The sequence below is a fragment of the Rhizobium sp. A22-96 genome (assembly GCF_053521805.1).
This window is the reverse complement of record NZ_JBNWDQ010000006.1, coordinates 46,514-70,024: the sequence shown is the minus strand read 5'-3', so window position 1 is coordinate 70,024 and position 23,511 is coordinate 46,514. Positions and strand designations below refer to the sequence as shown.

Genomic DNA, 23,511 nt, shown 5'->3' with positions numbered 1-23,511 from the left:
ATGACGATCAAACATGCCCGGCCCAAGCGCCGCATCGGAACCTTCAGCATTCGGCGCTTCGCAAGCAATCGCAATGGCGCCTCAGCGGTGGAGTTTGCGCTTCTTTTGCCAATTCTGCTGCTGCTGCTGGCGGCAACCCTGGATCTCGGACATGCATTGACCGTCAACCGCAAGCTTGATCAAATTGCTTCCACGACGGGAGATGTTATTTCGCAACAAGGCACCTGGACAAAATCCAATGTTGCCGGGCTGCTCTCCGGAATGAGCTTCATTCTGCAGCCATACGATACGACGGGGCTGACCATTACCGTGGCGGTGGAGGACGTGTCGGCAAATGGCACCGCAACGGTAAACTGGTCGGCAGCACTCAACACGTCTTCGCTTGCCGCAGGCTCGGCAAGCCCGATCACCGTGCCCGCGAGAATACAGGAAGGCGGCGTCCAGGTCGTTCTGACCCGGGTACAATATAAATTTACGACGCCGATTTCCGCATTCCTCGGAAGCTTTACCGGTGTCAGTGGCTACAGCTTCGACCGCTATTTCTTCAATCGGCCGCGTACAGCTGACACGATTACCTATAACTAGCGCGGATCGGGACTGCTTTATCGCCTCGAAAGATCGAGGTTGCGGAAAAACAGGTCGATCCGCAACGGTCTCTCAACAGGCCGCGCAAGGTTTCGGCATTCATTGTGCGGTGCATCATCGATTGCTGATTTACAAAAGTATTACTATATGATTTTTTGGCGGCGGGCCTGAGGAGATGGCCTTTGGGAGGAAATCATGAAGTTCAAGACTGCACTGATCAGTGCCACGATCCTTGCTGCCTGCATGTTCACGTCTGCGTCTGCAAAGCAGCTGGTTGTCGGTTTCTCACAAATCGGTTCGGAGTCCGGCTGGCGTGCCGCTGAAACGACCTTGACCAAGCAGGAAGCCACAAAACGCGGCATCGATCTGAAATTCGCCGATGCGCAGCAGAAGCAGGAAAACCAGATCAAGGCGATCCGTTCCTTCATCGCCCAGGGCGTCGATGCGATCCTGCTCGCGCCAGTTGTCGAGACCGGTTGGGATGCCGTGCTGAAGGAGGCCAAGGAAGCGAAGATCCCGGTCATCCTGCTCGATCGCACCATCAATGCGCCGAAGGATCTCTATCTGACCGCTGTTACTTCCGACCAGATCCATGAAGGCAAGGTTGCCGGCGACTGGCTGGTGAAGACGGTGGGCGATAAGAAGTGCAACATCGTGGAGCTGCAGGGCACCACGGGCTCTTCGCCTGCCATCGCTCGCAAGAAGGGCTTCGAAGAAGCCATCAAGGGCCATGACAACTTCAAGATCGTGCGCAGCCAGACGGGCGATTTCACCCGCTCCAAGGGCAAGGAAGTCATGGAAAGCTTCCTGAAGGCCGAAAACGGCGGCAAGAACATCTGCGCGCTCTATGCTCACAATGACGACATGGCTGTCGGCGCCATTCAGGCCATCAAGGAAGCTGGTCTGAAGCCGGGCAAGGACATCCTGACCGTTTCAGTCGATTCGGTTCCGGATCTCTTCAAGGCCATGGCGGCGGGCGAAGCGAACGCGACCGTCGAACTGACGCCGAACATGGCCGGTCCCGCCTTCGATGCGCTCGATGCCTATCTGAAGAACAAGAAGGAGCCGCCGAAGTGGATCCAGACCGAGTCCAAGCTCTACACGCAGGCTGACGATCCGCAGAAGGTCTACGAGCAGAAGAAAGACCTCGGCTACTGAGGCGACGGCCGACCGCATTCGGCAAGTATATAGCCAATGCGGTCTCTCAATATCGAATGCCGGCGCATCATCTGCATGCGCCGGCAACCGTCTTTGCATACTGGCTCAAATCCAAGGACATTCACGCCTCATGGCTCACGACGCCGAGCGACTTCTGACAGCGACAGGCTTCTGTAAATACTTCCCCGGCTCGACTGCCCTCGATCATGTCGATTTCACTCTGATGCGCGGAGAGGTTCATGCGCTGCTCGGAGAAAACGGGGCGGGAAAGTCGACGCTGATCAAATGCATGACCGGCGCCTATCGCCGCGATGGGGGTATTCTAACCCTCGATGGCACCGAGATCGATCCGCATGATACGCTCGCGGCGCAGAAGCTCGGCATCGGAACGGTCTATCAGGAGGTGAATCTCCTTCCGAACCTGAGCGTGGCGGAAAACCTCTTTCTCGGTCGGCAGCCGAGGCGCTTCGGCATGGTCAGCAGCCGTGTCATGAACGGTATGGCCAGGGATCTGCTGTCGCAATACGGCATGGATATCGATGTCGGCCGTCAGCTCGACAGGTTCTCGGTTGCCATCCAGCAGGTGATTGCGATCGCTCGCGCCGTCGATCTTTCCGGCAAAGTCCTGATCCTGGACGAGCCGACGGCGAGCCTCGACACACAGGAGGTCGCCTTGCTGTTTGGCATCATCAGACGGCTGAAACAGCGTGGCTTGGGTATAGTCTTCATCACGCATTTTCTCGAGCAGGTCTACGAGATCTGCGATCGCATCACGGTTCTGCGCAACGGCCGTCTGGTCGGCACGCGGGAAGCGGAAGGTCTTCCCAGGCAAACGCTGATCGCCATGATGCTGGGGCGCGAGCTTGCACATACCGAAAGTGCCGCAAGGCAGACCGCCAACGAAAGCGGACCGGTGAAATACCGCTTCAGCAATTTCGGCAAACGCGGCAAGATCAAGCCCTTCGACATGGAAGTGCGCGGTGGCGAGGTGGTCGGCATCGCCGGCCTGCTCGGGTCCGGGCGCACAGAGACCGCGGAAGTGCTCTTCGGCGTTGAACGATCGGATAGCGGCGAGGCGACGGTCGAAGGCAGCGCGGTCACGCTGTCCAGCCCGCGGGCCGCCATAAAGAATGGCTTCGGCTTCTGTCCGGAGGATCGAAAGACCGATGGCATCATCGGCGACCTCTCCATTCGAGAGAACATCGTCATGGCCCTGCAGGCGCGCCGCGGTTGGGCGAGGCCGCTGCCGCGCAGCGAACAGAACGCCATCGCCGACCGCTACATCAAGGCGCTGGATATCCGCACGACCGACCGTGAGAAGCCGATCAGGCTCCTGTCGGGTGGCAACCAGCAGAAAGCCATTCTGGCGCGGTGGCTGGCCACCAATCCCAGTTTCCTCATTCTCGATGAACCCACCCGCGGCATCGATGTTGGTGCACATGCGGAGATCATCCGGCTGATCGAGGATCTCTGCCGGCAGGGAATGTCGCTGGTGGTGATTTCATCCGAACTGGAAGAACTTGTGGCCTATAGCTCCCGGGTCATCGTGCTGCGCGACCGGGAGCATATCGCCGAGCTGACGGGCGAAGAGATAACCGCAGGCAACATTGTCGACGCAATCGCGACAACGCAGAAGAGCCGGGAGGAAGCATGAGTTCCCAGATCAAGGCCTCCTTGTTCCGATTAATGCCCCAGCTCATAGCTCTGGCAGCCATCCTTCTCTTGAATTTTATCATGTTCCCGCATTTCTTTCATCTGGAGGTCCAGAACGACAGATTGTATGGCAGCGCCATCGATGTCCTCAATCGCGGTGCACCGGTAGCGCTTCTTGCGATCGGCATGACCCTGGTCATCGCCACGAAGGGCATAGACCTTTCGGTCGGGGCGGTGATCGCAATTTGCGGCGCCGTGGCGGCATCGACGATCGTTACCGGAAACTCTCTGGCCTACACACTAATGCTGACCATCGGCGTCGGGATCGCATGCGGATTGTGGAACGGATTTCTGGTTGCTGTTCTTGGCATCCAGCCCATCATCGCGACGTTAGTCCTGATGGTCGCAGGCCGCGGTATCGCGCAATTGATTACTGAAGGCGTCATCCTGACGTTCAACAATGACGGCCTCATCTTCTTTGGTAGCGGATCCTTCGTGTGGCTGCCGATGCCGGTCGTTGTGTGGCTGGCGGTGGGACTTGCGGTCATCCTGCTTGTCAGGCGCACGGCGCTCGGCATGCTGGTCGAGGCCATCGGCATCAACCGCCGCGCCAGCACGCTATCCGGCATCCGGACACCGGTGCTGCTGATCGCAGTCTATGCGCTGAGCGGCCTTTGCGCCTCCATCGCCGGCATCATCGTTTCGGCCGACATCAAGGGCGCGGATGCCAACAATGCCGGCCTTTGGCTCGAGCTGGATGCAATCCTCGCCGTCGTCGTCGGCGGCAATTCTCTGCTTGGAGGGCGCTTCAGCATTGTTGGCTCGCTGATCGGCGCCATGATCATCCAGTCCGTCAATACCGGCATCCTGCTGTCCGGCTTTCCGCCGGAGTTCAATCTGGTGATCAAGGCTGTCATCGTCATCATCATCCTGGTCATCCAATCTCCTGCGCTGCAATCCCTCTCGGCATTTCTATGGCGGCGGCGTGGCGAGACGGCAATGATCCATGAGGAGCAGGCAAAGTGAATTCGAAATATCTCCCGCTGCTCGCAACCATCGTCATTTTCATCCTCGCCTATACCGGCTGCGCACTGCAGTATCCGAACATGCTGTCGACGAGGGTGGCCGGCAACCTGTTGACCGACAATGCCTTTCTGGGAATTGCCGCCGTTGGCATGACCTTCGTGATCATCTCCGGCGGCATCGACCTGTCGATCGGCTCGGTGATTGCCTTTACCGGTGTTTTCCTGGCGATCATCCTACGCGACACTTCGATCCATCCGCTGATCGCCTTCGTCCTCGTCCTGGTGATCACCACCATTTTCGGCGCCGGCATGGGTGCAATCATCCACTATCTCGCCATGCCGCCCTTCATTGTTACCCTGGCGGGCATGTTTCTGGCGCGCGGCATCGCCTTTGTCTTGTCGATCGACAGCATTCCGATCGAGCATGATTTCTATTCGCAGCTCAACGATCTCTATTGGCTGATGCCGGGCGGCGGGCGGCTGACCCTGATCGGCGGCGTCATGCTGCTGGTCTTTGCCGGTGGTATTGTTCTTGCGCATCGGACGCGCTTCGGCGCCAATGTTTATGCGTTGGGCGGTGGTGTGCAGACGGCGGAGCTTATGGGCGTCCCGGTCGGCCGCACGACGATCCAGATCTATGCCCTGTCCGGCTTCCTCGCAGGCCTGTCCGGCGTCGTTTTCTCGATTTATACATCGGCGGGATATTCGCTTGCCACGGTCGGCGTCGAGCTCGACGCCATCGCGGCGGTGGTCATCGGCGGAACGCTGTTGACGGGAGGAGCGGGGTTCGTTGGAGGAACACTCATCGGGATCCTCATACAGGGCCTGATTCAGACCTACATCACCTTCGATGGAACGCTTTCCAGCTGGTGGACGAAGATACTGATCGGCCTGTTGCTGTTCGCCTTTATCCTGATGCAGAAGGGTCTGCTGCTGCTCTCCCGTTTCAACCGGCGCTATGCCTGAAAGGCACGAGGCACGCAGGTGGGCTCCATCTCCGCGTGAAGAGCTGCGCTCCTCTACGAAAGCAATAGAACTCCGGCGCCCCTGAAGCACCGATAGTTCTTGAACCCTCGGGCTTTACCTCAAGCAAACAGCTCGGGGTGCCGCTGCTCGGCTTCGGGCAGCGCGCGCAGGATTTCGGTCAGGTGATTGCGCATTGCGGCTTCCGCGGCTTCCGGATCGCGCGCGTCGACCGCCGCAATGATCTGTTCGTGTTGAGCCACCAGCGCCTGCATGACCGAAGGTCCCTGAAGTGTCAGCTGGCAGGCGCGATCCATATGCGCTTTCAGATCACCGACGATAGTCCAGGCCATGGGGCAGTCGGCACCCTCGGCGAGTGTCACATGGAAGAGCTCATCGAAGCGCCGGAATGCTGAGTGATCGCCCTTGGCGGCGGCACGGCGTTGAGCGTCGAGGGAATCGTCGATACGCCCCCGGCTCGTGGGCGAAAAGCTTTCGCAAGCCCGACGGATCACTGCGCTTTCAATGGCCTCGCGCAGGAAACGGGCTTCCATCAGCTCGCGAACCGAAATCTTCACGACGATCGTGCCGCGCTGCGGAACCACCTCGACAAAGCGCTGGCGGCTCAGTGCGATCAGCGCTTCGCGCACCGGCTGACGGGAAACGCCGTAGCGCTCGGCGATCTCCTGCTCAGAAAGCCGCATGCCCGGCGGAAGCTCCAACGCGATGATGGCTTTCAAGAGCTCCTGGCCCAGGCGATGAGCCGCAGAACCACCTTGCCCGCGTTCAATATTCACAATCCGTCCTCCGAGCTACTTGCATTCAGTGGAATACGAGTTAATACTACCATACAACAACATACTAGTACCAGTTCGGGAGCATTCTGTCCATGTCTTCAACTGCGTCCATTGCCGAAGCCTTTCACATGGCGCGACGGAAAGCGAGGCCCCTCCCGGGATTCCCAGGAGATTTGCCAGCCGGGCTGCCCGAAGCATATGCGATACAGGAGCGGTCGATCGCGCTCTGGCCGGATGAGATTGCAGGCTGGAAGGTTGCGGCAATTCACCCCGAGCTGCGAACCGAGCTGAAATCCGACCGCATGTCGGGACCTGCCTTTTCGCGATCGGTGATCCGGGTCCAGCCGGGTGAAATCGGGGAAATACCGGTAATAGCAGGCGGTTTCATTGCCGTGGAAACGGAGATTGGCATCGTCCTTGGGGGCGATATCGCTCCACGCTCGACGCCGTGGACCAAGCCGGAATTGCTGCCCTTTATCGCCGGTATACATCTGGCAATGGAGATTGCCGGCTCGCCCCTCCCGACCATCAACGATATCGGCCCCTGGGCCATCGTTTCCGATTTCGGCAACAATTCCGGAATTGCCGTGGGCGCGGAAATCAAGGGTTGGGACAGCGGCGCCATCGACCAATTGAAAACCGCGATGCGCATCGATGGGAGAACGATCGGCGAGGGTGTTGCAGTTGGCGCAAACGGAGGCCCGCTCGATGCCTTCCTGTTTCTCGTCAACCACCTGGCCACGCGCAACCGCGGTCTAAAGAAGGGTGATGTCGTCATAGCGGGCGCCACGACGGGGGTTCACGCGATCGAAATCGGCCAGCTCGGAGAAGCCGTTTGCGACGGTTGCCCGCCGCTGGCGGTCAGGATCGCGGGGAGATCAGCATCCGACTAACGGATGCGCATTCAACTTCAAGCAATGGAGGAGGGACGCACGTCGCGTCTTGCAAGGAGGAGAACCATGAAGAATATCACAATGTCACGCCGAGCTTTCGGCGCATCGCTGGCAGGCTTGGGTGCTTTTGCCATTATCGGGCGCGCGGCGCCATCCTTTGCGGCGCCGGTCGCATTGCGGCTTTCATCGTCGCTGCCGTCCGATCCCAATTCGGCGCACTGGCTCTGGTACGACAAGTTCCAGAGCGCCTTGAAGGCCAAAGTCGGCGATGCCATCCAGATCCAGTATTTCCCGGACAACCAGCTCGGCAAGGAAGCGGATATCGTCGGCCAGGTGAAGCTCGGTATCGTCGACATGATGATATCAGGTTCTTCCATTTGGGGCACACTCGCGCCGGAAGTCGGCGTGCTGGATCTCGGTTACCTCTTCGATAATATGAGTGCCGCTGGCCCCGTCCTTGATGGTAATGCCGGCACCGTGCTCAACGGCATCTTCGCCGACAAGATCGGCGTCGAGGTCCTGAGCTGGGCCTATAGCTTCGGCGGTCGCAATATCGCCGCCCGCAAGCCGGCCAATACGCCGGAACTGCTGAAGGGCCAGAAGATCCGCGTTTTGCCCGTGGCGAATTTCGTTGCGACCCTGCAGGCGATGGGGGCAGCTCCAACGCCGATGTCGCTGGGCGAAGTCTATACGGCGCTGCAGACGGGTGTGATCGACGGCATGGAGCACGATGCCCCGACCATTCTGGCGCTGAAATGCTACGAGGTCGCCAAGCACATTTCGCTGACTCAGCATATCTGCAATCCGCAAACCATCGTCATCGGCAAGCGGGCGCTTTCGAAAATTCCGGCTGAAACGCTTCCCGCCTTCAAGGAGGCCGCCGCGGAAGCAACGGCATTCCAGCGCGGCAAGGCGAACGACATCGAGACGGCCGCTTTTGCGACGTTGAAGAAGAATGGCATCGAGACGCATGAGGTCGATCGCGCGGCATTCAAGAAGCTGGTGCAGCCACTCTGGAACGATTTTGCAACGAAGTACCCGGCAACTAAGCCGGTGCTCGACGCGATCGTCAAGGCATGAGCACCATGTTGGTCGATGCCGTCGTTCCGGGCGCGCAGGCTCCCGCCGTCAGGGGAGCGCCGTTCATCGGCGCTCTTCAGACACTCGTCGAAGTGCTCGCGGCCACATTTCTGGCGGCGGACCTTTTGGTCGTCATCGTCTCGGTGCTATGGCGCTACGCATTCAACGATACCATCCTATGGGCGGATGAGGTTGCGCGCATGCTCTTGATCGGCGTCGCCTTCTTTGGTGGCGCCGCTGCTGTCGCCAAGGGACATCACGTCGGTATCCGCATTCTCCGTGACAATCTGAGAGAAAAGAACCGCGTTGTCGTGGAGGCCGCCGGCCTCTGGGTCGAGTTCGTCGTCTCCATCGCATTCGTTGTCTTTGCGGTTCAATACTGCGAGACGGCCTGGACGCAGGTGACCTCGACGGGCCTGCCGCAGAACCTGTTCATCTATCCGTTGATCGCCGGCGGTCTGTGCATGGCGATCTTCACAGCAGCCAGGCTCTTCGCCTATTCCGCGCACGCAATTCTCGTCGCGCTGGGTGGCCTGCTGGCCATTGGAGCCGTCGTTGCGGCATGGATGTTCCTCCTGCCGGACTACGCGCCGGGCGCTCTTACATTGCTCCTTTTCGGCTTTGCCATTTGCCTCGCTTCCGGGATTCCAATCGCATTTGCTCTCTGCGTCGGCGCGCTGCTCTATATCACCGGCGACGGGTTCATCCCCTATGCCGTGTTTGCCCAGCAAGCCTATAGCGGGATCGACAACGTCGTGCTTCTCGCCGTCCCGTTCTTCGTGCTGACGGGTCTGGCCATGGAAGTGAACGGCATGTCCGTTCGCCTGATCGAACTCTTGCGGCGCGGTGTTGGAAAACGGCGGGGAGGCCTTGGCATCGTCACCGTGTTGAGCATGGTGCTTTTTTCCGGCATTTCCGGCTCGAAGCTCGCCGATGTCACGGCCGTCGGCACGGTTATGGTGCCCGCGATGCGCCGTTCCGGCAACAACCCTTCCGACGGTGTCGCTCTGCTGGCGGCGAGCGCCGTCATGGCCGAAACGATCCCGCCCTGCATCAATCTCATCATTCTCGGCTATGTCGCCAATATTTCGATCGGCGGGCTTTTCGCCGCCGGCATCTACCCCGCAATCCTGATGGCCACCGCGCTGATTGCAGGCGTCGTTATCTTCTCGCGCAAGGACGCACCCGCGATTGTCGAGAAATCGGACCGGAGCCTTGCCAGCCTTCTTGGAAGCGGCGGCATCAGCCTCGGTGTGATCATCATCATCTTCGGCGGCTATCGCTCGGGCTTTGCAACGGCCACCGAGATTGGCGCCTTTGCCGTCGCCTACGCTCTGATCGTCGGCGCGCTGGCTTTCCGTGAACTGACATGGGCGAGCACGCTGGCGCTCTTCAAACGATCGGCAACCCTCGCCGGCATGATCCTTTTCGTGGTCGCCGCCTCGCAGACGGTCGCCTTCTCGATCACCATCGCGCAGGTCCCGCATATGCTGGCTGAAATGATGATCAGCTTGACGCATGGGGCTGGCGCCTGGGCCTTCCTGATTGTCTCGATCCTGATCCTGATCGTCATGGGGGCGGCGCTGGAAGGCGCGCCGGCTTTGATCATCTTCGGGCCGCTGCTGCTGCCGGTTGCCCATAGTTTCGGGATAGAGCCGCTGCATTACGGTATCGTACTGATCGTCGCAATGGGCCTTGGCCTTTTCGCACCGCCGCTCGGCCTCGGGCTCTATACAAGCTGCGCCGTCGGCAACGTGCCGCTGGAAGCGACCGTCAAGCCGATCGCCAAGTACCTCGCGATCCTCTTCGTCTGCCTGCTGATCATCGCGTTCGTGCCCGATATCACGAATTCCCTGCCGCGTAGCCTCGGATACATCAAATAGCGAACAGGCTTGCGGCGACTATCAAAGCCGCAAGCCTGCTCGATCGGGACCTGTCCCGCTTGCCTTCAACGCTGGTCACGACGGCCGGACACCATCGAGAAAAGGAAATAACTCCATGAAAACAGACGTGAGACACGCGTCCCATCCGGAAGCTGTTCGTGGCTATGACACGGAAACGCTTCGGCGCCATTTTCTGGTTGAGACCGTCTTCGAAAGCGGCGAGATCCGGCTCACTTACTCTCACTATGACCGCATGGTCATCGGCGGCGCGGAGCCGGCCGGATCGGCATTGACGCTGACGGCGCCCGAGGCGATCGGACAGGAAACCTTCCTGGTCGAGCGTGAGCTTGGTGCACTCAACATCGGTGGTGCCGGCCGTATCACCGTCGATGGCAAGTCCTACGATCTCGAAAAATACGATTGCCTCTACGTCGGCAAGGGCGCCAGGGATGTTCGTTTCGAAAGCAGGGACGCCGGCACCTCGGCGAAATTCTACCTTGTCTCGACACCGGCGCATGCGATGCATCCGACCGTGCTTCTGAAGCGCGAGCAGGCGCGGCACCTGACGCCGGGCGAAGCAGCAACCGCCAACAAGCGCTCGATCTACCAGTTTATCCATCCCGATGTCTGCCAGTCCTGCCAGCTGACCATGGGCTTCACCATGATCGAGCCGGGCAGTGTCTGGAATACAATGCCGGCGCATACACATGACCGACGCATGGAGGCCTACCTTTATTTCGACCTCGAGGCGGATCAGCGCGTCTTCCATTTCATGGGCGAGCCGCAGGAGACGCGCCACATGCTTGTTGCCAACGAGCAGGCGATTATCTCACCTCCATGGTCGATCCATTCGGGGGCCGGCACGAAGAATTACAGTTTCATCTGGGCCATGGCTGGTGACAACAAGAGTTTCACCGATATGGACCACATCGCCATCGCCGATTTGAGGTAGCCGCATGACCAATTTCTTCGATCTTGGCGGCCGCATTGCGGTCGTTACCGGTGCCAATACGGGCATCGGCCAGGGGATTGCGGTTGCGCTTGCGGGAGCGGGAGCATCGATCGTCGCCGTCGGCCGCTCGTCGATGGAGGAGACCGAGGCACTGGTTCGGCAGGCCGGTTGCCGCTTTCACGCTATCAATGCCGATCTGTCCACAATCGAGCCCGTCAAGCGGATCGTCTCCGAGACTGTTTCAAGGTTCGGAGCCCTCGATATCCTGGTCAACAATGCCGGGATCATCCGCCGTGCCGACTCGATCGACTTCACCGAGGAGGATTGGGATGCGGTCATCGATACCAATCTGAAGACGGCATTCTTTCTATCGCAGGCCGCGGGTCGTCACATGCTCGAAAAGGGCCGAGGCAAGATCATCAACATCGCCTCGCTGCTTTCGTTCCAGGGAGGGATACGCATCCCCTCCTATACGGCCTCGAAGAGCGGGCTTGCGGGTATTACGCGGCTGCTTGCCTGCGAATGGGCTGGCAAGGGCGTCAATGTGAACGCGATTGCACCCGGCTATTTCGTGACGAACAATACCACGGCGCTGCGCGAGGATCCGGATCGCAACGCTGCGATCCTTGCCCGCATTCCCGCTGGTCGTTGGGGGACGCCGGAGGATATCGGTGCGACCGCCGTGTTCCTCGCCGCGCCCGCATCCGACTACATCCACGGAACCGTGATTCCGGTCGATGGAGGATGGCTGGCGCGCTGAGGACGGTGGGATCGGGTGGTCTCGCGCAACATTTGGAGGAGAGATGCAGTATCAATTCGATTTTGGGGCGTTACTGCCCTATTGGCTGGATTTTCTGGCGGGCGCGCTGACGACTGTCGAGATCACGCTGTTCTCGGTGATTATCGGTCTTGCGATCGGCATTGCCTGTGCGATCGCCCGTCGATCCGATGTGGCAACCCTGCGAGGTCTGGCCGGTGCTTACATCGAAACGGTGCGCAATACTCCCTTCATTGTACAGATCTTCTTCATCTTCTTCGGCCTCTCTTCCATCGGCGTTCGTCTGCCAATCGTCGCTGCCTCCGTCTTCGCGATGGTGATCAACGTCGGCGCCTATACGGCGGAAATCGTACGGGCTGGCATCGATTCCGTCCATCCGAGCCAGATCGAGGCGGCGGAATCGCTTGGCCTTTCGAAATTCCAGATCTATCGCGACATCATCCTGCTTCCGGCGATAGAGAGGGTCTACCCGGCCCTTTCCAGCCAATTCATCCTGATGATGCTCTCGACCTCGATCTGCTCGCAGATATCGGCGGAGGAACTGACGGGCGTCGCCAACAACATACAGTCGAACACGTTCCGCTCGCTGGAAACCTATGTGGTCGTTGCGGTCCTTTACATTGCCATCACCTATCTGATGCGCGCCGCCTTCTTCGGGCTCGGGCTTATCGCCTTCCCGCGCCGCCGCAAACTCGAACTCGGTTTGTGAGGTATTGATGCTCGGTGCATTTTCGACCAATCATCTCGTCTATCTGCTCGAAGGTCTCGCGTGGACCGTGGTGCTTTCGGCACTCGCCTTTCTGTTCGGCGGCATCGCCGGCTTTTTCGTCATGCTCGCGCGTATCTCGCGCTTTCGCTGGCTGCGGCGGGTGGCTCTTGTCTACATCCAGATCGTGCAGGGCATGCCGCTGCTCATCCAGATGTTTCTTCTCTATTTCGGCCTTGGCGTCTTCGGCATCTCGGTGCCGCCGCTTGTCGCCGCCTGCCTCGGCATGATGGTCTATTCGAGCTCCTATCTCGGCGAAATCTGGCGCGGCTCCGTACAGTCGATCGCCAAGACACAGTTCGAGGCTGCCGAATGCCTCGGGCTCACGCGCTGGCAGGCCCTGCGTGATGTCATCCTGCCGCAGGCTTTGAAAATCGCAACGCCGCCGACGGTCGGTTTCCTCGTGCAGCTCGTCAAGAACACATCGCTTGCTTCGGTCGTCGGCTTTCTGGAGCTGACCCGCGCTGCCCAGGTCATCAACAACTCGCTGTTCCAGCCCTTCCTGGTCTTTGGCGTCGCAGCCTTCTTTTACTTCTGCGTCTGCTATCCGCTGTCGGTCTGGAGCCGTTCGCTTGAGAGGAAACTCAATGTCGGTCGCCGTTAAGCTCACCAATGTCGTCAAGCGCTTCGGCGAGCTGGAGGTGCTGAAAGGGGTCTCCTTCGAGATCAATGCCGGCGAGGTCGTCGCGCTGATCGGCCAGTCGGGTTCCGGCAAGAGCACCGCGTTGCGCTGTATCAATCGCCTGGAGACGATCCAAGGCGGCTCGATCGATGTCTGTGGCCATCGCGTCGAAGACCCGAAACTCGATCTTCGCGCCCTGCGCCGGGATATCGGCATGGTGTTCCAGAGCTACAATCTGTTTCCCCACATGACTGTCGCTGAAAACATCATGTTGGCTTTGCGCCGCGTCAAAGGCATGCGCAAGGACCAGGCGCGCGAGGTTGCTGTACAAGTGCTCGCCAAGGTTGGGCTATCGGAAAAGATCGAAAGCTACCCGGAACAGCTCTCAGGCGGTCAGCAGCAGCGTGTGGCCATTGCTAGGTCGCTCGCCATGCAGCCAAAGGTCATGCTGTTCGACGAAGTGACGTCCGCGCTCGACCCCAAGCTCACCGGCGAGGTCTTGCGGGTGATGGAGGATCTTGCCCGCGGCGGCATGACCATGATCGTCGTGACGCATGAGATGGGCTTTGCCAAACGCGCCGCCAACCGCGTGATCTACATGCATACCGGCAAGGTCTGGGAAACCGGAGAGGCGGATATCCTCTCCAATCCCCAGACGCCCGAATTGAGGGAATTCATGGCCGCCGAGCTTTGAATTCCAGGAGGAGTACCTGCGCCCAGGCGCAGGATCGAACAACGAGAGAGGAGTTTCATATGCCGAAAAGAATGATTTCGAAGCTTGCGCTGATTGCCAGTGCCGGTCTGCTTGCGCTTGCGACCGTTGCCCATGCGGATGTGCTCGACAACATCAAGAAGGCCGGGAAAGTCCGCATCGCGGTTGCGATGGGCACTCCGGAATATTCATTTGTCGACGAAAATCTGAAGCCGACGGGATCGGACGTCGAGACCGCGCAGTTGATCGCCAAGGACCTCGGCGTTCAGCTGGAATTGGTGGAGATCACCAATGCGGCACGCGTCCCGTCCGTCCAGACCGGCAAGGCCGACATGGTCGTTTCCGCGCTTGGCATCACCGAGGAGCGGAAGAAGGCGATTGATTACTCCATTCCCTACGCCACGCTGGCGCTCGTCGTTGCGGCACCCCCGAGCATCGAGATCAAGGGCTATTCGGACCTCGTCGGCAAGCGCGTCGGGGTCACCCGGGCGACAACGAATGACCAGGACATCTCGGCAAATGCCAAGGGCGCCAATATCGTCCGCTTTGAAGATGACGCAACGCTCATCACTTCCGTCGTCTCGGGCCAGGTCGACATTCTCTCAAGCCAATCGGCTGTTATCAACGGCATCAACAAGAAGCTTGGCGACCATCCGCTGCAGGTAAAGTTCACCCAGAAGGAGACCGTGCTCGGCATCGGCATTCCGAAAGGTGAAACTGCTCTCAAGGGATGGCTTGACCAATGGGTAAAGACGAACTTCGACAACAAGGTGTTGCGCGATATCTATCGCAAGTACCACAATGCCGAACTGCCCGATGATCTGACATCGCGCTGAGCGCGAAATACAATGCCAGCCGGAGGTTATTCCGGCTGGTTTCCGTCCCGAGGCAGTTTTAGGTGCTTCATGCTTCCTCGGCGAAACACGCTGCTGTCGACGGACTGGTGTCTATCCTTGCTCGGGGAGACACTGAAGGCCTTCTTGTAGGTGCGCGAGAAGACCTCAAGCGAGGAGAAGCCGCAGGCAACCGCGATCTGCGTGATGGTCAGCTCGGTCTGCTGAACCAGCTGGTGAGCCCGCTCCATACGCAGCATGTGATAGATCTGCGTCATGCCAGAGCCGAGCTGCTGTTGGAATAGGCGCTGCAGATGTCTTTCCGAAACGCCGACCATCGCAGCAATTTTCGGACAGGGCAGGGGCTCGTCAATCGTCGAGGCCATGATGTGGCGTGCGCGGGTCACGGGATCGCGCGCCACGGTCCCCTGGTCGCGGTTGTCTGATGTCTGTTGACGGTCGTGGCCCTCTCGCTTCTGCAGCAACAGGTGTTGGGCGACCTCGTTTGCAAGTTCCTGACCGGCGGTGCGGGCAATGAGGGCGGTCATCATGTCGAGGGTCGCGCTCGCGCCCGCCGAAATGGGCCGGCGCGCGGAAAGGCTGTAGAGCGTATCGGTCACATTGACGTCGGGATAGCGCTCCCGCATGCCTTCGATGTTGTACCAGTGTACGGGCGCCCGATGGTCCTCCATCAGGCCGGCGGCGGCCAGTATTTCGCTTCCGGTCTCGATTGCGCCGACCTCGGCGCCCGCCCGCTCGACCCAGCGCAGCCACTTCTGCAGCCGATGGTCCGATGCCGCTTCGCGTGCGTCGAAGCTTGCCAGTACCAGCACAACATCGAAACGCTCGGTCGTGCCGAGGGGATAGTCGACGGCACTCTGGATCCCGTTGCTGGCCGCAACCGCGAAGCCATCGGTCGACAGTGTGTTCCAGCTAAAGATCCTACGACGGGCAAGCCAGTTGGCGATGAACAGCGGCTCGATCGCCATCGCCAGCGCAAGATAGGAAAACCCCGGAGCAAGTACGAGGCCGAAGCGATGACCTCTCGGATTTTCGAACGACGACATGGAGAGCCTTTTGATTTTTTCGGACGCATAATGTCCAAAATCGTCTGGTTGCTTCGGATGTGATAATCGATTGAGCTGGGCGGCCTATAACATACTAAAATTGCTATCGATTTCTGGCAAGGCCGAATGGCGTCGCTTTTTGGAATATGGCGGATAATGTCAATCGCAGAGCTCTTTTGGATCATAGCATCCTTCTGTGGCGGGTCCTTCCCGGGCCGCATCGTTGAACAGGAGGGTAGGCATGACCATAGCGCAATTGACCTGGGACTATAGCGATCCGCGGACGGGCACGTCGATGCCGGCTTCGTTCTTCTTCGATCAGGGTGTGTTTGACGAAGAGAAGGCGAAGATCTTCATGAACTGTTGGCACGTCGTTGGCCACATCAACGAATTCGCCAATCCCGGCGATTTCGTCGTGCAGGACATCTTCGAACAGAGCGTCGTTGTGATGGCCGGCAAGGGCGGTGAAATCAGTGCGTTTCACAATGTCTGTCGGCATCGCGGCAACCGGCTGATCGATGAGCGGCGCGGCAACAGGCCGGGCGTGATCCGCTGCATGTATCATTCGTGGTGCTATAATCAGGACGGTAGCCTGCGCGGCGCGCCGCGCACCGAGAATCTCGAGGACTTCAACAAGAAGGACTGGGGCCTCCGGCATGTACGGTTCGAAATCTTCGCGAACTTCGTCTTCATCACGCTCGACGAGAACGCTCCCGCCGTCGCTGAAATTGCCAGCGGAGCGGAGGCCGAGATGCGTCGGTTTCTTCCCGATCTCGACAATCTCGAACTAGCCTCGGAATCGGACGTCATTGTCGACGCGAACTGGAAGGTCATTCAGGAAAACTCGATCGAGGGCTATCATTTCGACCTCTCGGGACCGGTTCACAAGGATCTGGCGGCACTGATCAATTTCGAGGGTTATGCGTTGACGCCTTACGGGCAATGGTGGACCTATATCGGCCCTCCCAACAAGGGCGCCAAGGAAGCCTATGGCGTGCAGCTCGAAGGCTCGACCTGGCAGACGGACTGGTTCTTCAACATAGGGATCTTTCCCAACACGACCTTCTACAGTTTTCCGTACACGGATATGGTCGGCACCTTCATCATGATCCCGCTTGGGCCCGAAAAATCCCTGCTTCGCTTTGGCTATTACAAGCCGAAAGGTCGTCCAATGCCGCCGGTGACGGAAGCGGCGATCGAGTGGATGAACACACAGCTCGGCCCCGAAGATATCGAACTGAACATCACCAACCAGAAGGGGCTGCATTCCCTCGGCTTCGGTTCGGGCAAGTATCTGATCGATCCCGCACGCCCCAATCAGAGCGAGAACTTGGTACATCATTTCCATACGCTTTGCTACAAGGCGATCCGGGAATGAGCGGACGCGCCGACATGCCGTGGGACTATGTCATCGCCGGTGCCGGCTCCGCCGGTTGTGTGCTGGCGGCACGCCTGACGGAGGATCCGGCATGCCGGGTTCTCCTCCTCGAGGCCGGCCCCGAAGACCGGTCCGTATGGCTCAGAATGCCTGCGGGCATGTCGCGCGTGGTCTGGGGAGACCGCTATAGCTGGGCGTTTACCTCAGCACCCGAGCCGCATCTGGAAAACCGGCGGCTCGGGCATCCCCGTGGCAAGGTTCTGGGTGGCTCATCCTCGATCAACGGCATGGTCTGGTTGCGCGGTCATCCACGCGACTTTGATGGCTGGGCGCAGCTTGGTGCGCGCGGCTGGAGCTATGAGGACGTGCTTCCCTATTTCTGCAGGGCGGAAACCGCTCCTGGCGCGGATGATCGCATTCGCGGCAAGGGTGGCCCCATCAGGATCACGCGTGGCGACGTCGAGGGATCGCCGCTTGCCAGTGCCTTTATCGCAGCCGGCGTCGAGGCGGGCTATCCAAGGACCAGCGATTTCAACGGCCGCCAGCAGGAGGGCTTCGGCGCGGTCGAGCGCAGCACCTGGCGTGGCCGCCGCTGGAGCGCCGCGCATGCCTATCTCAATCCCGCACGCAGTCGGCCCAACCTGACGGTGATCACAGGCGCGCATGTGCTGGGGATCGACATCGAAGGGCAGCGTGCGAAGGGAATCCGCTATGCGAAGGCCGGGCGCGAGCATCTTGCCGCAGCGGGCGAAGTGATCCTCTGCGGCGGCGCCATCGGTTCGCCGCATATGCTGCAGCTATCGGGCATCGGCTCGCCCAAGCATCTGGAAAGCGCTGGCATCAAGGTGCGCCACGCCCTGCCCGGTGTCGGCGAGAACCTGAATGATCATCCCGATCTTGTCATCCAGCATACCTGCAAGCAGCCGGTTTCCCTCTATCCTGTCACGCGCGCGCCACGCAGCTGGCTTGCTGGCGCCGAATGGATGCTGAAAGGCTCAGGCCCGGCGGCGACCAACCATTTCGAGGCAGGCGGGTTCGTGACGAGCCGACGCGAGCTGGACCAGCCGGATATTCAGTTCACCTTCATGCCGCTGGCGGTGGTGCCCGGCGGAACAGACGTGCTAGCCAAACATGCCTTCCAGGTCCATATCGACCTGATGCGGCCGCGCAGTCGTGGACATGTGCGCGCGACCAGCAGCGACCCGTTTCAGGCACCGGAGATCCTGTTCAACTATCTGGACGACCCGCAGGATCTCACCGATCTTCGCGCCGGCGTTCATTTGTTGCGCGACGTGCTTTCACAGCCGGCGCTTGCTCCCTTCGCCGGTGAAGAGCTTTTTCCCGGCCCGGCTGTACGGACTGACGAGGAGATCGATTGCTGGATCCGGCAAACGCTGGAGACCTGCTATCATCCCGTCGGCACCTGCCGGATGGGAGCGGCGGACGATCCGGGCGCCGTCGTCGATCCGGAATGCCGCATTCGCGGGCTTGAAGGCCTGCGCGTCGTGGATGCCTCGATCATGCCGGCGATCGTCAGCGCCAACACCAATGCTTCGACCATCATGATCGCTGAAAAGGCTGCGGATATCATCCGTGGCCGCACGCCATTACGTTCCACTCCAAATGCAAATGAAAATCTCACACGGAGGACCAACGCATGAACGCCATAGAGACCCTTTCGACCCGTGCCTCGGGCGTGATGCCGGATGAGGACGCCATGAACACGATGCGGTGCGATCTTGCCGCAGCCTTCCGCTGGTTCGCCCGGTTGGGGATGCACGAAGCCGTCGCCAATCATTTCAGTGTCGCCGTCGAGCCAAGCGGGCGATACTTCCTGATGAACCCGCGCGGCCGGCATTTCTCACGGATACGGGCCTCCGACCTCATCCTGCTCGACACTGAGGACGCCTCGACGCTCGACCGGCCGGACGCGCCCGATCCCACCGCGTGGCATATCCATGGCCGGATCCATGCCCGCTGTCCTCATGCCCGCTGCGTGATGCACCTGCACCCGCGCTATGCGACGGCGCTTGCCTCGCTCGCCGACAGCCGCATGCCGCCGATCGACCAGAACACCATGCGCTTCTTCGGGCGGCTCGTCATCGACGAGGGCTTTGGCGGGATGGGTCTTTCGACCGACGAAGGCGATCGTTTGGCTGCCGCGCTCGGCAGCGGCAATGTGCTGCTGATGGGCAATCACGGCGTGCTGGTCGCCGCCGATACAGTCGCTGCGGCGCTGGACGAAATGTATTATTTCGAACGTGCCTGCGAGACACTGATGATCGCCTATGCGTCGGGTCGCCCATTGCGGATCGTATCCGACAATGTCGCGGCGGTCACACAGCAGCAATGGGCTGACTATGGTCAATTCGCGATCGACCATCTGTCCGAGGTACGGGCGATCCTTGATGCTGAGGAGCCGGAATATCGCAGCTGAAGGCGGGACCTGTTGCCCGTTCGTGAAGAAAGATCTCTTAGATGCCAAATACCGGAAGATTGGTCATCGTCGGCGCGGGCCAGGCGGCCTTTGCGGCTGCCGCAAAATTGCGGGCTTTGAAAGATGATCGTCCGATCACCATTATCGGTGCTGAGGACGTCTTGCCCTACCAGCGGCCGCCGCTGTCAAAGAAATATCTTCTCGGCGACATGAGCTTCGATCGGCTGCTGTTCCGTCCCGAGCAGTGGTATGCCGACAACAGGGTCGAATTTCACCTCTCGACCTGGGTAGAGGAGATCAGGCGCGAGCGAAAGCAGGTTCTGCTGCATGACGGGGCGGTTCTCGACTACGGAACTCTGCTGCTTGCAACCGGATCGACACCCCGGCAGCTCCCGGCGGCGATCGGCGGGACACTGAAGGGCGTCCATGTCATGCGCGACAAGCGCGATGCCGACCATCTGGCCGAGGCGATGCTGCCCGGTCGTCGCGTGCTGATTATCGGTGGCGGCTATATTGGGCTCGAAGCGGCTGCTGTTGCCCGTCATCGCGGAATGGAGGTCACCGTGATCGAGATGGCCGACCGTATTTTGCAACGGACGGCGGCAAAGGAAACGGCCGATATCATACGTGCCATTCATCAAGCGCATGACGTTGTCATCAGGGAGAAGACCGGCCTCGATCATCTGATCGGCAGGGACGGCCAGGTCACCGCCGCCAGGCTCTCCGATGGCACGGTGGTCGATATTGATTGCGTCATCGTTGGCATTGGCGTTGCTCCAAATGATCAACTCGCCGATGTTGCGGGTCTGGAGGTCAAGAACGGCATCGTCGTGGATGAGTTCGGCCGGACGTCCGATCCATCTATATTCGCGGCCGGCGATTGCTCCTCGTTTCCCTGGCAGGATGGACGCATTCGCTTCGAGTCGGTGCAGAATGCTGTCGACCAGGCCGAGGCCATAGCCTTGGTCATTGCTGGCGGCGATACTGCCTACAGGCCGAAACCGTGGTTCTGGTCAGATCAGTATGATGTGAAGCTGCAGATCGCCGGCTTCAATCTTGGCTATGATCAGACTCTTCTTCGGACGGACGGTCGCAAGGGCACGCATTCCGTCTGGTATTTCAAGTCAGGCGCATTCGTATCCGTCGACGCGATCAACGACGCGACCGCCTACATAGTCGGCCGGAAGATGCTCGAACTGGGGATCAATCCCGACAAGGGCGTGCTGGCCGACCCAGCCAGCGATCTGAAGCAGCTGCTAAGGACCTGAGAGACCGATGACAGACAATCCAGTAAGGCGGTTGGCTGATATTGGGTAGGTACATCTTGATTTGATTTCACCACGCGTCGAATCTTGGCAGCGTGGGGAAGCGAGTTCCTAGATCCCTGATCCGTCGAGCTGCTCTGCGTCTTCACCTTCCCACGGTGAGGGCATTGCGGTGCGGTTGAGATTGGCCGAAGGCATCGGCATCCAACACTTCAATTCCGGCTCGGCGTATTCGAAGAGGCGGCCGGGCGAGGAATCAGAGGCGCGCCAGCCTTCTGCGCCGAACTGATCGCCATTCGACCAGTAGGCGAGATCAACTGCGGCCGGCCCCTGTTCGGTCGAGCGGATCGTGACGAGGATCCTGCTGCCGTCTTTCGGTGCACTCGCCATATGGCGCCAACGGTCTGGTTCATCCATCATGTTTCCTCCTGCCTTGCTACAGGCTGCGAGTGTTGCCTCGCCATTGAAAGCGGTCAACTCAAACTTTGCACAACTCATCCGCTTTCGTGCGGCGGTCCGGCGGCCCGCCCTTCGGTGGACGGCCGGCATGTCCGCGCTCGCTATTTCACTGTGGCAGCGCTCGCGTCATGCATCCCTGTTGGGCTCGACCCTGACCACCAGCAAGGCAAATAGAAGTCCGCCGCACAGGATGACAAGCGACCAGCCGAAGGCATCGCCATTGCGCGCGTAGAAAGTATCCCCGGACCCTAGCGACACTGCGTCGACAAGGTTGCCCTGGCCTTTTGTGGAGGCGGTCTCGGCTATGATCCTGCCTTTGCTATCGCTTAACGTCAGCAAACCGTGACTGGCCGCACGCGCGATCGCGAAGCCGTTTTCCACACCCCGTACGATCGCCATCTTGCCATGCAGTTTTCCATCTGCGTTGAAATCCCACGCCGGCACCAGCAATAGGCCAATGTGCCGGCTGCCATAGGTTCGAAGGAACTGGGGGAAATCCATGTCCTTGCAAATCGCGATGCCGACGCGATCGACGCTCACCAACTCCTCGCCGGGGATATATTCACCTTCCAATCCTGGAATAAGGTAGTGCTTGTCATAGGCCAACGGTGACAGAGCGGGCCGGGTCAACTCCGCGGTATTGGAACGTTGCCCATTGCCAAGCGGCCGGTCTATTCCGGCGACGATTTTCGTGTTCAATTTCACGGAAAGCTGCGCAAATTCCGGCGTCGGCAGGAACATCTTTTCCGGCGTGACGATGTAGGCCGGCCTTTTGCTCGCGACCTGTTCGATATTCTGGCGGAAATCCGCGACAATCGCGTCGTTGCGATCCGGCTGATCGCTTGCGACGCCGGCGAATTCGTCGTTGCTCAGGAGCGCGATGCGAATGGTTTCGCCGCCCGGCTGAGCCAGCCGCCAGAATCCAAACAGAAGAGCGGCAAGAACCGGCAGAATCCATGCCGAAGCAGCAAAATAATCAGTCGGCCGCCGGATCTGCGTTGCAATGCCGGCGGGTATGATAGCCGCGAGAAAGCTGAGGCTGCTCACGCCCGCAAGCGATGCGACCTGCAGCAAAGGCAGGACATCCACCAACGTATAGCCAAGCGCGCCGAAGCTGCCGTTCGGCGAGATGTAGGAGTACAAAAGTTCAATAGCCCCCGTCATGGCTGCATAGGCAAAAACGGCAACGGTCGGACTTCGTGGATACAAGGCCCACATGAAAAGGACCGACAGTGCGAAAAACAGGGCCTGTAGCGCTATAATCCAATAAATCATGGGGATGACGCCGCCATAGAAATACAGCGGGCCAGCCTCGGCCATCAGCCCGACCAGATAAGACAGCGCGAACGTATTCAGAGCTCGCTTTTCACCCAGGACATGGACGAAAAGCGGTATCGGACCTAGCAAAACGAGAAAGCCCAGATGGCCTGTATCGCGGCTCACCGCAAGGACAGCGCCGGAAATCAGTGCAGCAACCACACCTCTCATTTTCATCGGTTAGTCCTTGTTGATGAGCCTGGCGACGGCCCGCAGGCACATGTCGGTGAAGTCTTCACGAGAAAGATTGAAGCGGCCGGAGCGATGCATCCCGATCAGCCCTTGCAACAGGCCCCAGGAGAATATGGCGATCTCAAGCGCATCGCCCGGGCGTACCAGGCCGCGCTGCTGACCGTCTGCCAGACGAGTCGAAAAGGCTCCAACCACTGGAGAGCGTCCCCCGACGAAGTCCTGAGGATAGACACGCTCGGCGCGTGTCTTGAGCACGAAAGCGGCATCGAAGAGCGCCGGTGAATCGAGAGCGAGGTCTATGAATGCGCGGGTGACGGCGTCAATCCAGCCGCGGAAATCCACATCCTGAATTTGCTCGACGCGTGCTTGCCACTGGGAAAGAGCGTGGTCGCCAAGCGCATGCAGCAGGTCTGCCTTATCCTGAAAATGCCGGTAGACCGCCATGGGCGTTATTCCCGCCCGTTTACCCACGGCACGCAAACTGAGCTTGTCCAGGCCGACGGCCTGCAATTCATCGAGTGCGCAATTCAGGATGACGATGCGAGTGCTCATGTATACGGTGTATACATGATGCAACTCATCGTCAAGAATCGAAACTGGTCGTTTGGTTGGAGGCGAACAGTGTCGTTGATTTCTGTAGGTTAGGGATGGAATTGCGAATTCTGCGGTCCCTTCAGGAGGCAGCTCCCATCGACT

Annotated in this window: 23 protein-coding genes; 18 read left to right on the top strand and 5 right to left on the bottom strand. The window is 59.6% G+C overall.

Annotated features, from left to right (window positions below):
• The 5 genes from ACQZ6F_RS25070 (at nucleotide 1) to yjfF (ending at nucleotide 5,387) form a co-directional block, all read left to right on the top strand.
• Nucleotides 1-585 carry a TadE/TadG family type IV pilus assembly protein gene (locus tag ACQZ6F_RS25070; RefSeq protein ID WP_449094465.1) on the top strand — a complete coding sequence of 195 codons (585 nt, stop codon included), beginning with the start codon at nucleotides 1-3 and terminating at the stop codon, nucleotides 583-585.
• Between the two features lie 195 nt (nucleotides 586-780).
• The gene (ytfQ, locus tag ACQZ6F_RS25065; protein ID WP_077467305.1) at nucleotides 781-1,743 is read left to right on the top strand and encodes a galactofuranose ABC transporter, galactofuranose-binding protein YtfQ; all 963 of its coding nucleotides are present in this window, start codon (nucleotides 781-783) and stop codon (nucleotides 1,741-1,743) included.
• A gap of 130 nt (nucleotides 1,744-1,873) precedes the next feature.
• Complete coding sequence (gene ytfR, locus ACQZ6F_RS25060) at nucleotides 1,874-3,397, top strand: galactofuranose ABC transporter, ATP-binding protein YtfR (RefSeq protein WP_449094464.1); 1,524 nt, start codon at nucleotides 1,874-1,876, stop codon at nucleotides 3,395-3,397.
• Nucleotides 3,394-4,422, top strand: coding sequence for an ABC transporter permease (locus ACQZ6F_RS25055; RefSeq protein WP_449094463.1), 1,029 nt, complete (start codon nucleotides 3,394-3,396; stop codon nucleotides 4,420-4,422). The genes ytfR and ACQZ6F_RS25055 overlap by 4 nt, the downstream gene beginning before the upstream one ends.
• A complete protein-coding gene (yjfF, locus tag ACQZ6F_RS25050) occupies nucleotides 4,419-5,387 on the top strand; it encodes a galactofuranose ABC transporter, permease protein YjfF (protein WP_449094462.1) in 969 nt (322 codons plus the stop codon). The genes ACQZ6F_RS25055 and yjfF overlap by 4 nt, the downstream gene beginning before the upstream one ends.
• 119 nt (nucleotides 5,388-5,506) lie before the next feature.
• Here yjfF and ACQZ6F_RS25045 read toward each other — a convergent pair whose 3' ends face one another.
• On the bottom strand, nucleotides 5,507-6,181 hold the full coding sequence (locus tag ACQZ6F_RS25045) for a GntR family transcriptional regulator (protein WP_077467301.1): 675 nt from the start codon (nucleotides 6,179-6,181) through the stop codon (nucleotides 5,507-5,509).
• Nucleotides 6,182-6,273: 92 nt separating this feature from the next.
• Between ACQZ6F_RS25045 and ACQZ6F_RS25040 the strand changes: the two genes are divergently transcribed.
• From ACQZ6F_RS25040 to ACQZ6F_RS25000, 9 genes are all read left to right on the top strand, one after another.
• Nucleotides 6,274-7,074: a 2-keto-4-pentenoate hydratase gene (locus ACQZ6F_RS25040; protein WP_449094461.1), complete on the top strand. Its 801-nt coding sequence runs from the start codon at nucleotides 6,274-6,276 to the stop codon at nucleotides 7,072-7,074.
• Between the two features lie 66 nt (nucleotides 7,075-7,140).
• Nucleotides 7,141-8,154: a TRAP transporter substrate-binding protein gene (locus ACQZ6F_RS25035; RefSeq protein WP_449094460.1), complete on the top strand. Its 1,014-nt coding sequence runs from the start codon at nucleotides 7,141-7,143 to the stop codon at nucleotides 8,152-8,154.
• Nucleotides 8,151-10,037 (top strand): TRAP transporter large permease, encoded by a 1,887-nt coding sequence (locus ACQZ6F_RS25030; protein ID WP_449094459.1) that lies wholly within the window; start codon nucleotides 8,151-8,153, stop codon nucleotides 10,035-10,037. Before ACQZ6F_RS25035 ends, ACQZ6F_RS25030 begins: the two co-directional genes overlap by 4 nt.
• A gap of 115 nt (nucleotides 10,038-10,152) precedes the next feature.
• Nucleotides 10,153-10,989 (top strand): 5-dehydro-4-deoxy-D-glucuronate isomerase, encoded by an 837-nt coding sequence (gene kduI / locus ACQZ6F_RS25025; RefSeq protein WP_449094458.1) that lies wholly within the window; start codon nucleotides 10,153-10,155, stop codon nucleotides 10,987-10,989.
• 4 nt (nucleotides 10,990-10,993) lie between these two features.
• Entirely contained in the window at nucleotides 10,994-11,749 is a 756-nt protein-coding gene (kduD, locus tag ACQZ6F_RS25020; protein WP_449094457.1) for a 2-dehydro-3-deoxy-D-gluconate 5-dehydrogenase KduD, read from the top strand.
• 43 nt (nucleotides 11,750-11,792) lie between these two features.
• Complete coding sequence (locus ACQZ6F_RS25015) at nucleotides 11,793-12,476, top strand: amino acid ABC transporter permease (RefSeq protein WP_077467296.1); 684 nt, start codon at nucleotides 11,793-11,795, stop codon at nucleotides 12,474-12,476.
• A gap of 7 nt (nucleotides 12,477-12,483) precedes the next feature.
• Nucleotides 12,484-13,137 carry an amino acid ABC transporter permease gene (locus ACQZ6F_RS25010; RefSeq protein WP_068391350.1) on the top strand — a complete coding sequence of 218 codons (654 nt, stop codon included), beginning with the start codon at nucleotides 12,484-12,486 and terminating at the stop codon, nucleotides 13,135-13,137.
• Nucleotides 13,121-13,849 (top strand): amino acid ABC transporter ATP-binding protein, encoded by a 729-nt coding sequence (locus ACQZ6F_RS25005; RefSeq protein ID WP_449094456.1) that lies wholly within the window; start codon nucleotides 13,121-13,123, stop codon nucleotides 13,847-13,849. The genes ACQZ6F_RS25010 and ACQZ6F_RS25005 overlap by 17 nt, the downstream gene beginning before the upstream one ends.
• Nucleotides 13,850-13,908: 59 nt before the next feature.
• Entirely contained in the window at nucleotides 13,909-14,703 is a 795-nt protein-coding gene (locus tag ACQZ6F_RS25000; protein ID WP_449094455.1) for a transporter substrate-binding domain-containing protein, read from the top strand.
• A gap of 26 nt (nucleotides 14,704-14,729) precedes the next feature.
• On the opposite strand, the gene ACQZ6F_RS24995 is transcribed toward ACQZ6F_RS25000, so the two are convergent.
• Nucleotides 14,730-15,767 carry a GlxA family transcriptional regulator gene (locus ACQZ6F_RS24995; protein WP_449094454.1) on the bottom strand — a complete coding sequence of 346 codons (1,038 nt, stop codon included), beginning with the start codon at nucleotides 15,765-15,767 and terminating at the stop codon, nucleotides 14,730-14,732.
• A 241-nt stretch (nucleotides 15,768-16,008) separates the two neighbouring features.
• On the opposite strand from ACQZ6F_RS24995, the gene ACQZ6F_RS24990 reads away from it, so the two are divergent.
• The 4 genes from ACQZ6F_RS24990 to ACQZ6F_RS24975 are packed head-to-tail and all read left to right on the top strand — an operon-like array spanning nucleotide 16,009 to nucleotide 20,850.
• Nucleotides 16,009-17,145, top strand: a complete 1,137-nt coding sequence (locus tag ACQZ6F_RS24990) for an aromatic ring-hydroxylating oxygenase subunit alpha (protein WP_449094453.1) — start codon at nucleotides 16,009-16,011, stop codon at nucleotides 17,143-17,145.
• Nucleotides 17,142-18,806: a choline dehydrogenase gene (locus tag ACQZ6F_RS24985; RefSeq protein WP_449094452.1), complete on the top strand. Its 1,665-nt coding sequence runs from the start codon at nucleotides 17,142-17,144 to the stop codon at nucleotides 18,804-18,806. Before ACQZ6F_RS24990 ends, ACQZ6F_RS24985 begins: the two co-directional genes overlap by 4 nt.
• A gap of 38 nt (nucleotides 18,807-18,844) precedes the next feature.
• Nucleotides 18,845-19,582 carry a class II aldolase and adducin N-terminal domain-containing protein gene (locus ACQZ6F_RS24980; protein WP_449094794.1) on the top strand — a complete coding sequence of 246 codons (738 nt, stop codon included), beginning with the start codon at nucleotides 18,845-18,847 and terminating at the stop codon, nucleotides 19,580-19,582.
• Between the two features lie 41 nt (nucleotides 19,583-19,623).
• A complete protein-coding gene (locus ACQZ6F_RS24975; RefSeq protein ID WP_449094451.1) occupies nucleotides 19,624-20,850 on the top strand; it encodes an NAD(P)/FAD-dependent oxidoreductase in 1,227 nt (408 codons plus the stop codon).
• 108 nt (nucleotides 20,851-20,958) lie between these two features.
• Here the strand turns inward: ACQZ6F_RS24975 and ACQZ6F_RS24970 are convergent, their stop codons facing one another.
• The 3 genes from ACQZ6F_RS24970 to ACQZ6F_RS24960 form a co-directional block, all read right to left on the bottom strand.
• Nucleotides 20,959-21,264 carry a hypothetical protein gene (locus ACQZ6F_RS24970; protein WP_068391515.1) on the bottom strand — a complete coding sequence of 102 codons (306 nt, stop codon included), beginning with the start codon at nucleotides 21,262-21,264 and terminating at the stop codon, nucleotides 20,959-20,961.
• Nucleotides 21,265-21,432: 168 nt separating this feature from the next.
• A complete protein-coding gene (locus tag ACQZ6F_RS24965) occupies nucleotides 21,433-22,800 on the bottom strand; it encodes a hypothetical protein (protein WP_449094450.1) in 1,368 nt (455 codons plus the stop codon).
• A 3-nt stretch (nucleotides 22,801-22,803) separates the two neighbouring features.
• Nucleotides 22,804-23,367 (bottom strand): TetR/AcrR family transcriptional regulator, encoded by a 564-nt coding sequence (locus ACQZ6F_RS24960; protein WP_449094449.1) that lies wholly within the window; start codon nucleotides 23,365-23,367, stop codon nucleotides 22,804-22,806.
• Between the last annotated feature and the right edge of the window lie 144 nt (nucleotides 23,368-23,511).

Bases quoted from the DNA above. Each gene is read 5' to 3' on its own strand.
- ACQZ6F_RS25070 (WP_449094465.1), top strand. From the start codon at position 1: ATGACGATCAAACATGCCCGGCCCAAGCGCCGCATCGGAACCTTCAGC.
- ytfQ (WP_077467305.1), top strand. From the start codon at position 781: ATGAAGTTCAAGACTGCACTGATCAGTGCCACGATCCTTGCTGCCTGC.
- ytfR (WP_449094464.1), top strand. From the start codon at position 1,874: ATGGCTCACGACGCCGAGCGACTTCTGACAGCGACAGGCTTCTGTAAA.
- ACQZ6F_RS25055 (WP_449094463.1), top strand. From the start codon at position 3,394: ATGAGTTCCCAGATCAAGGCCTCCTTGTTCCGATTAATGCCCCAGCTC.
- ACQZ6F_RS25040 (WP_449094461.1), top strand. From the start codon at position 6,274: ATGTCTTCAACTGCGTCCATTGCCGAAGCCTTTCACATGGCGCGACGG.
- ACQZ6F_RS25035 (WP_449094460.1), top strand. From the start codon at position 7,141: ATGAAGAATATCACAATGTCACGCCGAGCTTTCGGCGCATCGCTGGCA.
- ACQZ6F_RS25030 (WP_449094459.1), top strand. From the start codon at position 8,151: ATGAGCACCATGTTGGTCGATGCCGTCGTTCCGGGCGCGCAGGCTCCC.
- kduI (WP_449094458.1), top strand. From the start codon at position 10,153: ATGAAAACAGACGTGAGACACGCGTCCCATCCGGAAGCTGTTCGTGGC.
- kduD (WP_449094457.1), top strand. From the start codon at position 10,994: ATGACCAATTTCTTCGATCTTGGCGGCCGCATTGCGGTCGTTACCGGT.
- ACQZ6F_RS25015 (WP_077467296.1), top strand. From the start codon at position 11,793: ATGCAGTATCAATTCGATTTTGGGGCGTTACTGCCCTATTGGCTGGAT.
- ACQZ6F_RS25010 (WP_068391350.1), top strand. From the start codon at position 12,484: ATGCTCGGTGCATTTTCGACCAATCATCTCGTCTATCTGCTCGAAGGT.
- ACQZ6F_RS25005 (WP_449094456.1), top strand. From the start codon at position 13,121: ATGTCGGTCGCCGTTAAGCTCACCAATGTCGTCAAGCGCTTCGGCGAG.
- ACQZ6F_RS25000 (WP_449094455.1), top strand. From the start codon at position 13,909: ATGCCGAAAAGAATGATTTCGAAGCTTGCGCTGATTGCCAGTGCCGGT.
- ACQZ6F_RS24995 (WP_449094454.1), bottom strand. From the start codon at position 15,767: ATGTCGTCGTTCGAAAATCCGAGAGGTCATCGCTTCGGCCTCGTACTT.
- ACQZ6F_RS24990 (WP_449094453.1), top strand. From the start codon at position 16,009: ATGACCATAGCGCAATTGACCTGGGACTATAGCGATCCGCGGACGGGC.
- ACQZ6F_RS24985 (WP_449094452.1), top strand. From the start codon at position 17,142: ATGAGCGGACGCGCCGACATGCCGTGGGACTATGTCATCGCCGGTGCC.
- ACQZ6F_RS24980 (WP_449094794.1), top strand. From the start codon at position 18,845: ATGCCGGATGAGGACGCCATGAACACGATGCGGTGCGATCTTGCCGCA.
- ACQZ6F_RS24975 (WP_449094451.1), top strand. From the start codon at position 19,624: ATGCCAAATACCGGAAGATTGGTCATCGTCGGCGCGGGCCAGGCGGCC.
- ACQZ6F_RS24970 (WP_068391515.1), bottom strand. From the start codon at position 21,264: ATGGATGAACCAGACCGTTGGCGCCATATGGCGAGTGCACCGAAAGAC.
- ACQZ6F_RS24965 (WP_449094450.1), bottom strand. From the start codon at position 22,800: ATGAAAATGAGAGGTGTGGTTGCTGCACTGATTTCCGGCGCTGTCCTT.
- ACQZ6F_RS24960 (WP_449094449.1), bottom strand. From the start codon at position 23,367: ATGAGCACTCGCATCGTCATCCTGAATTGCGCACTCGATGAATTGCAG.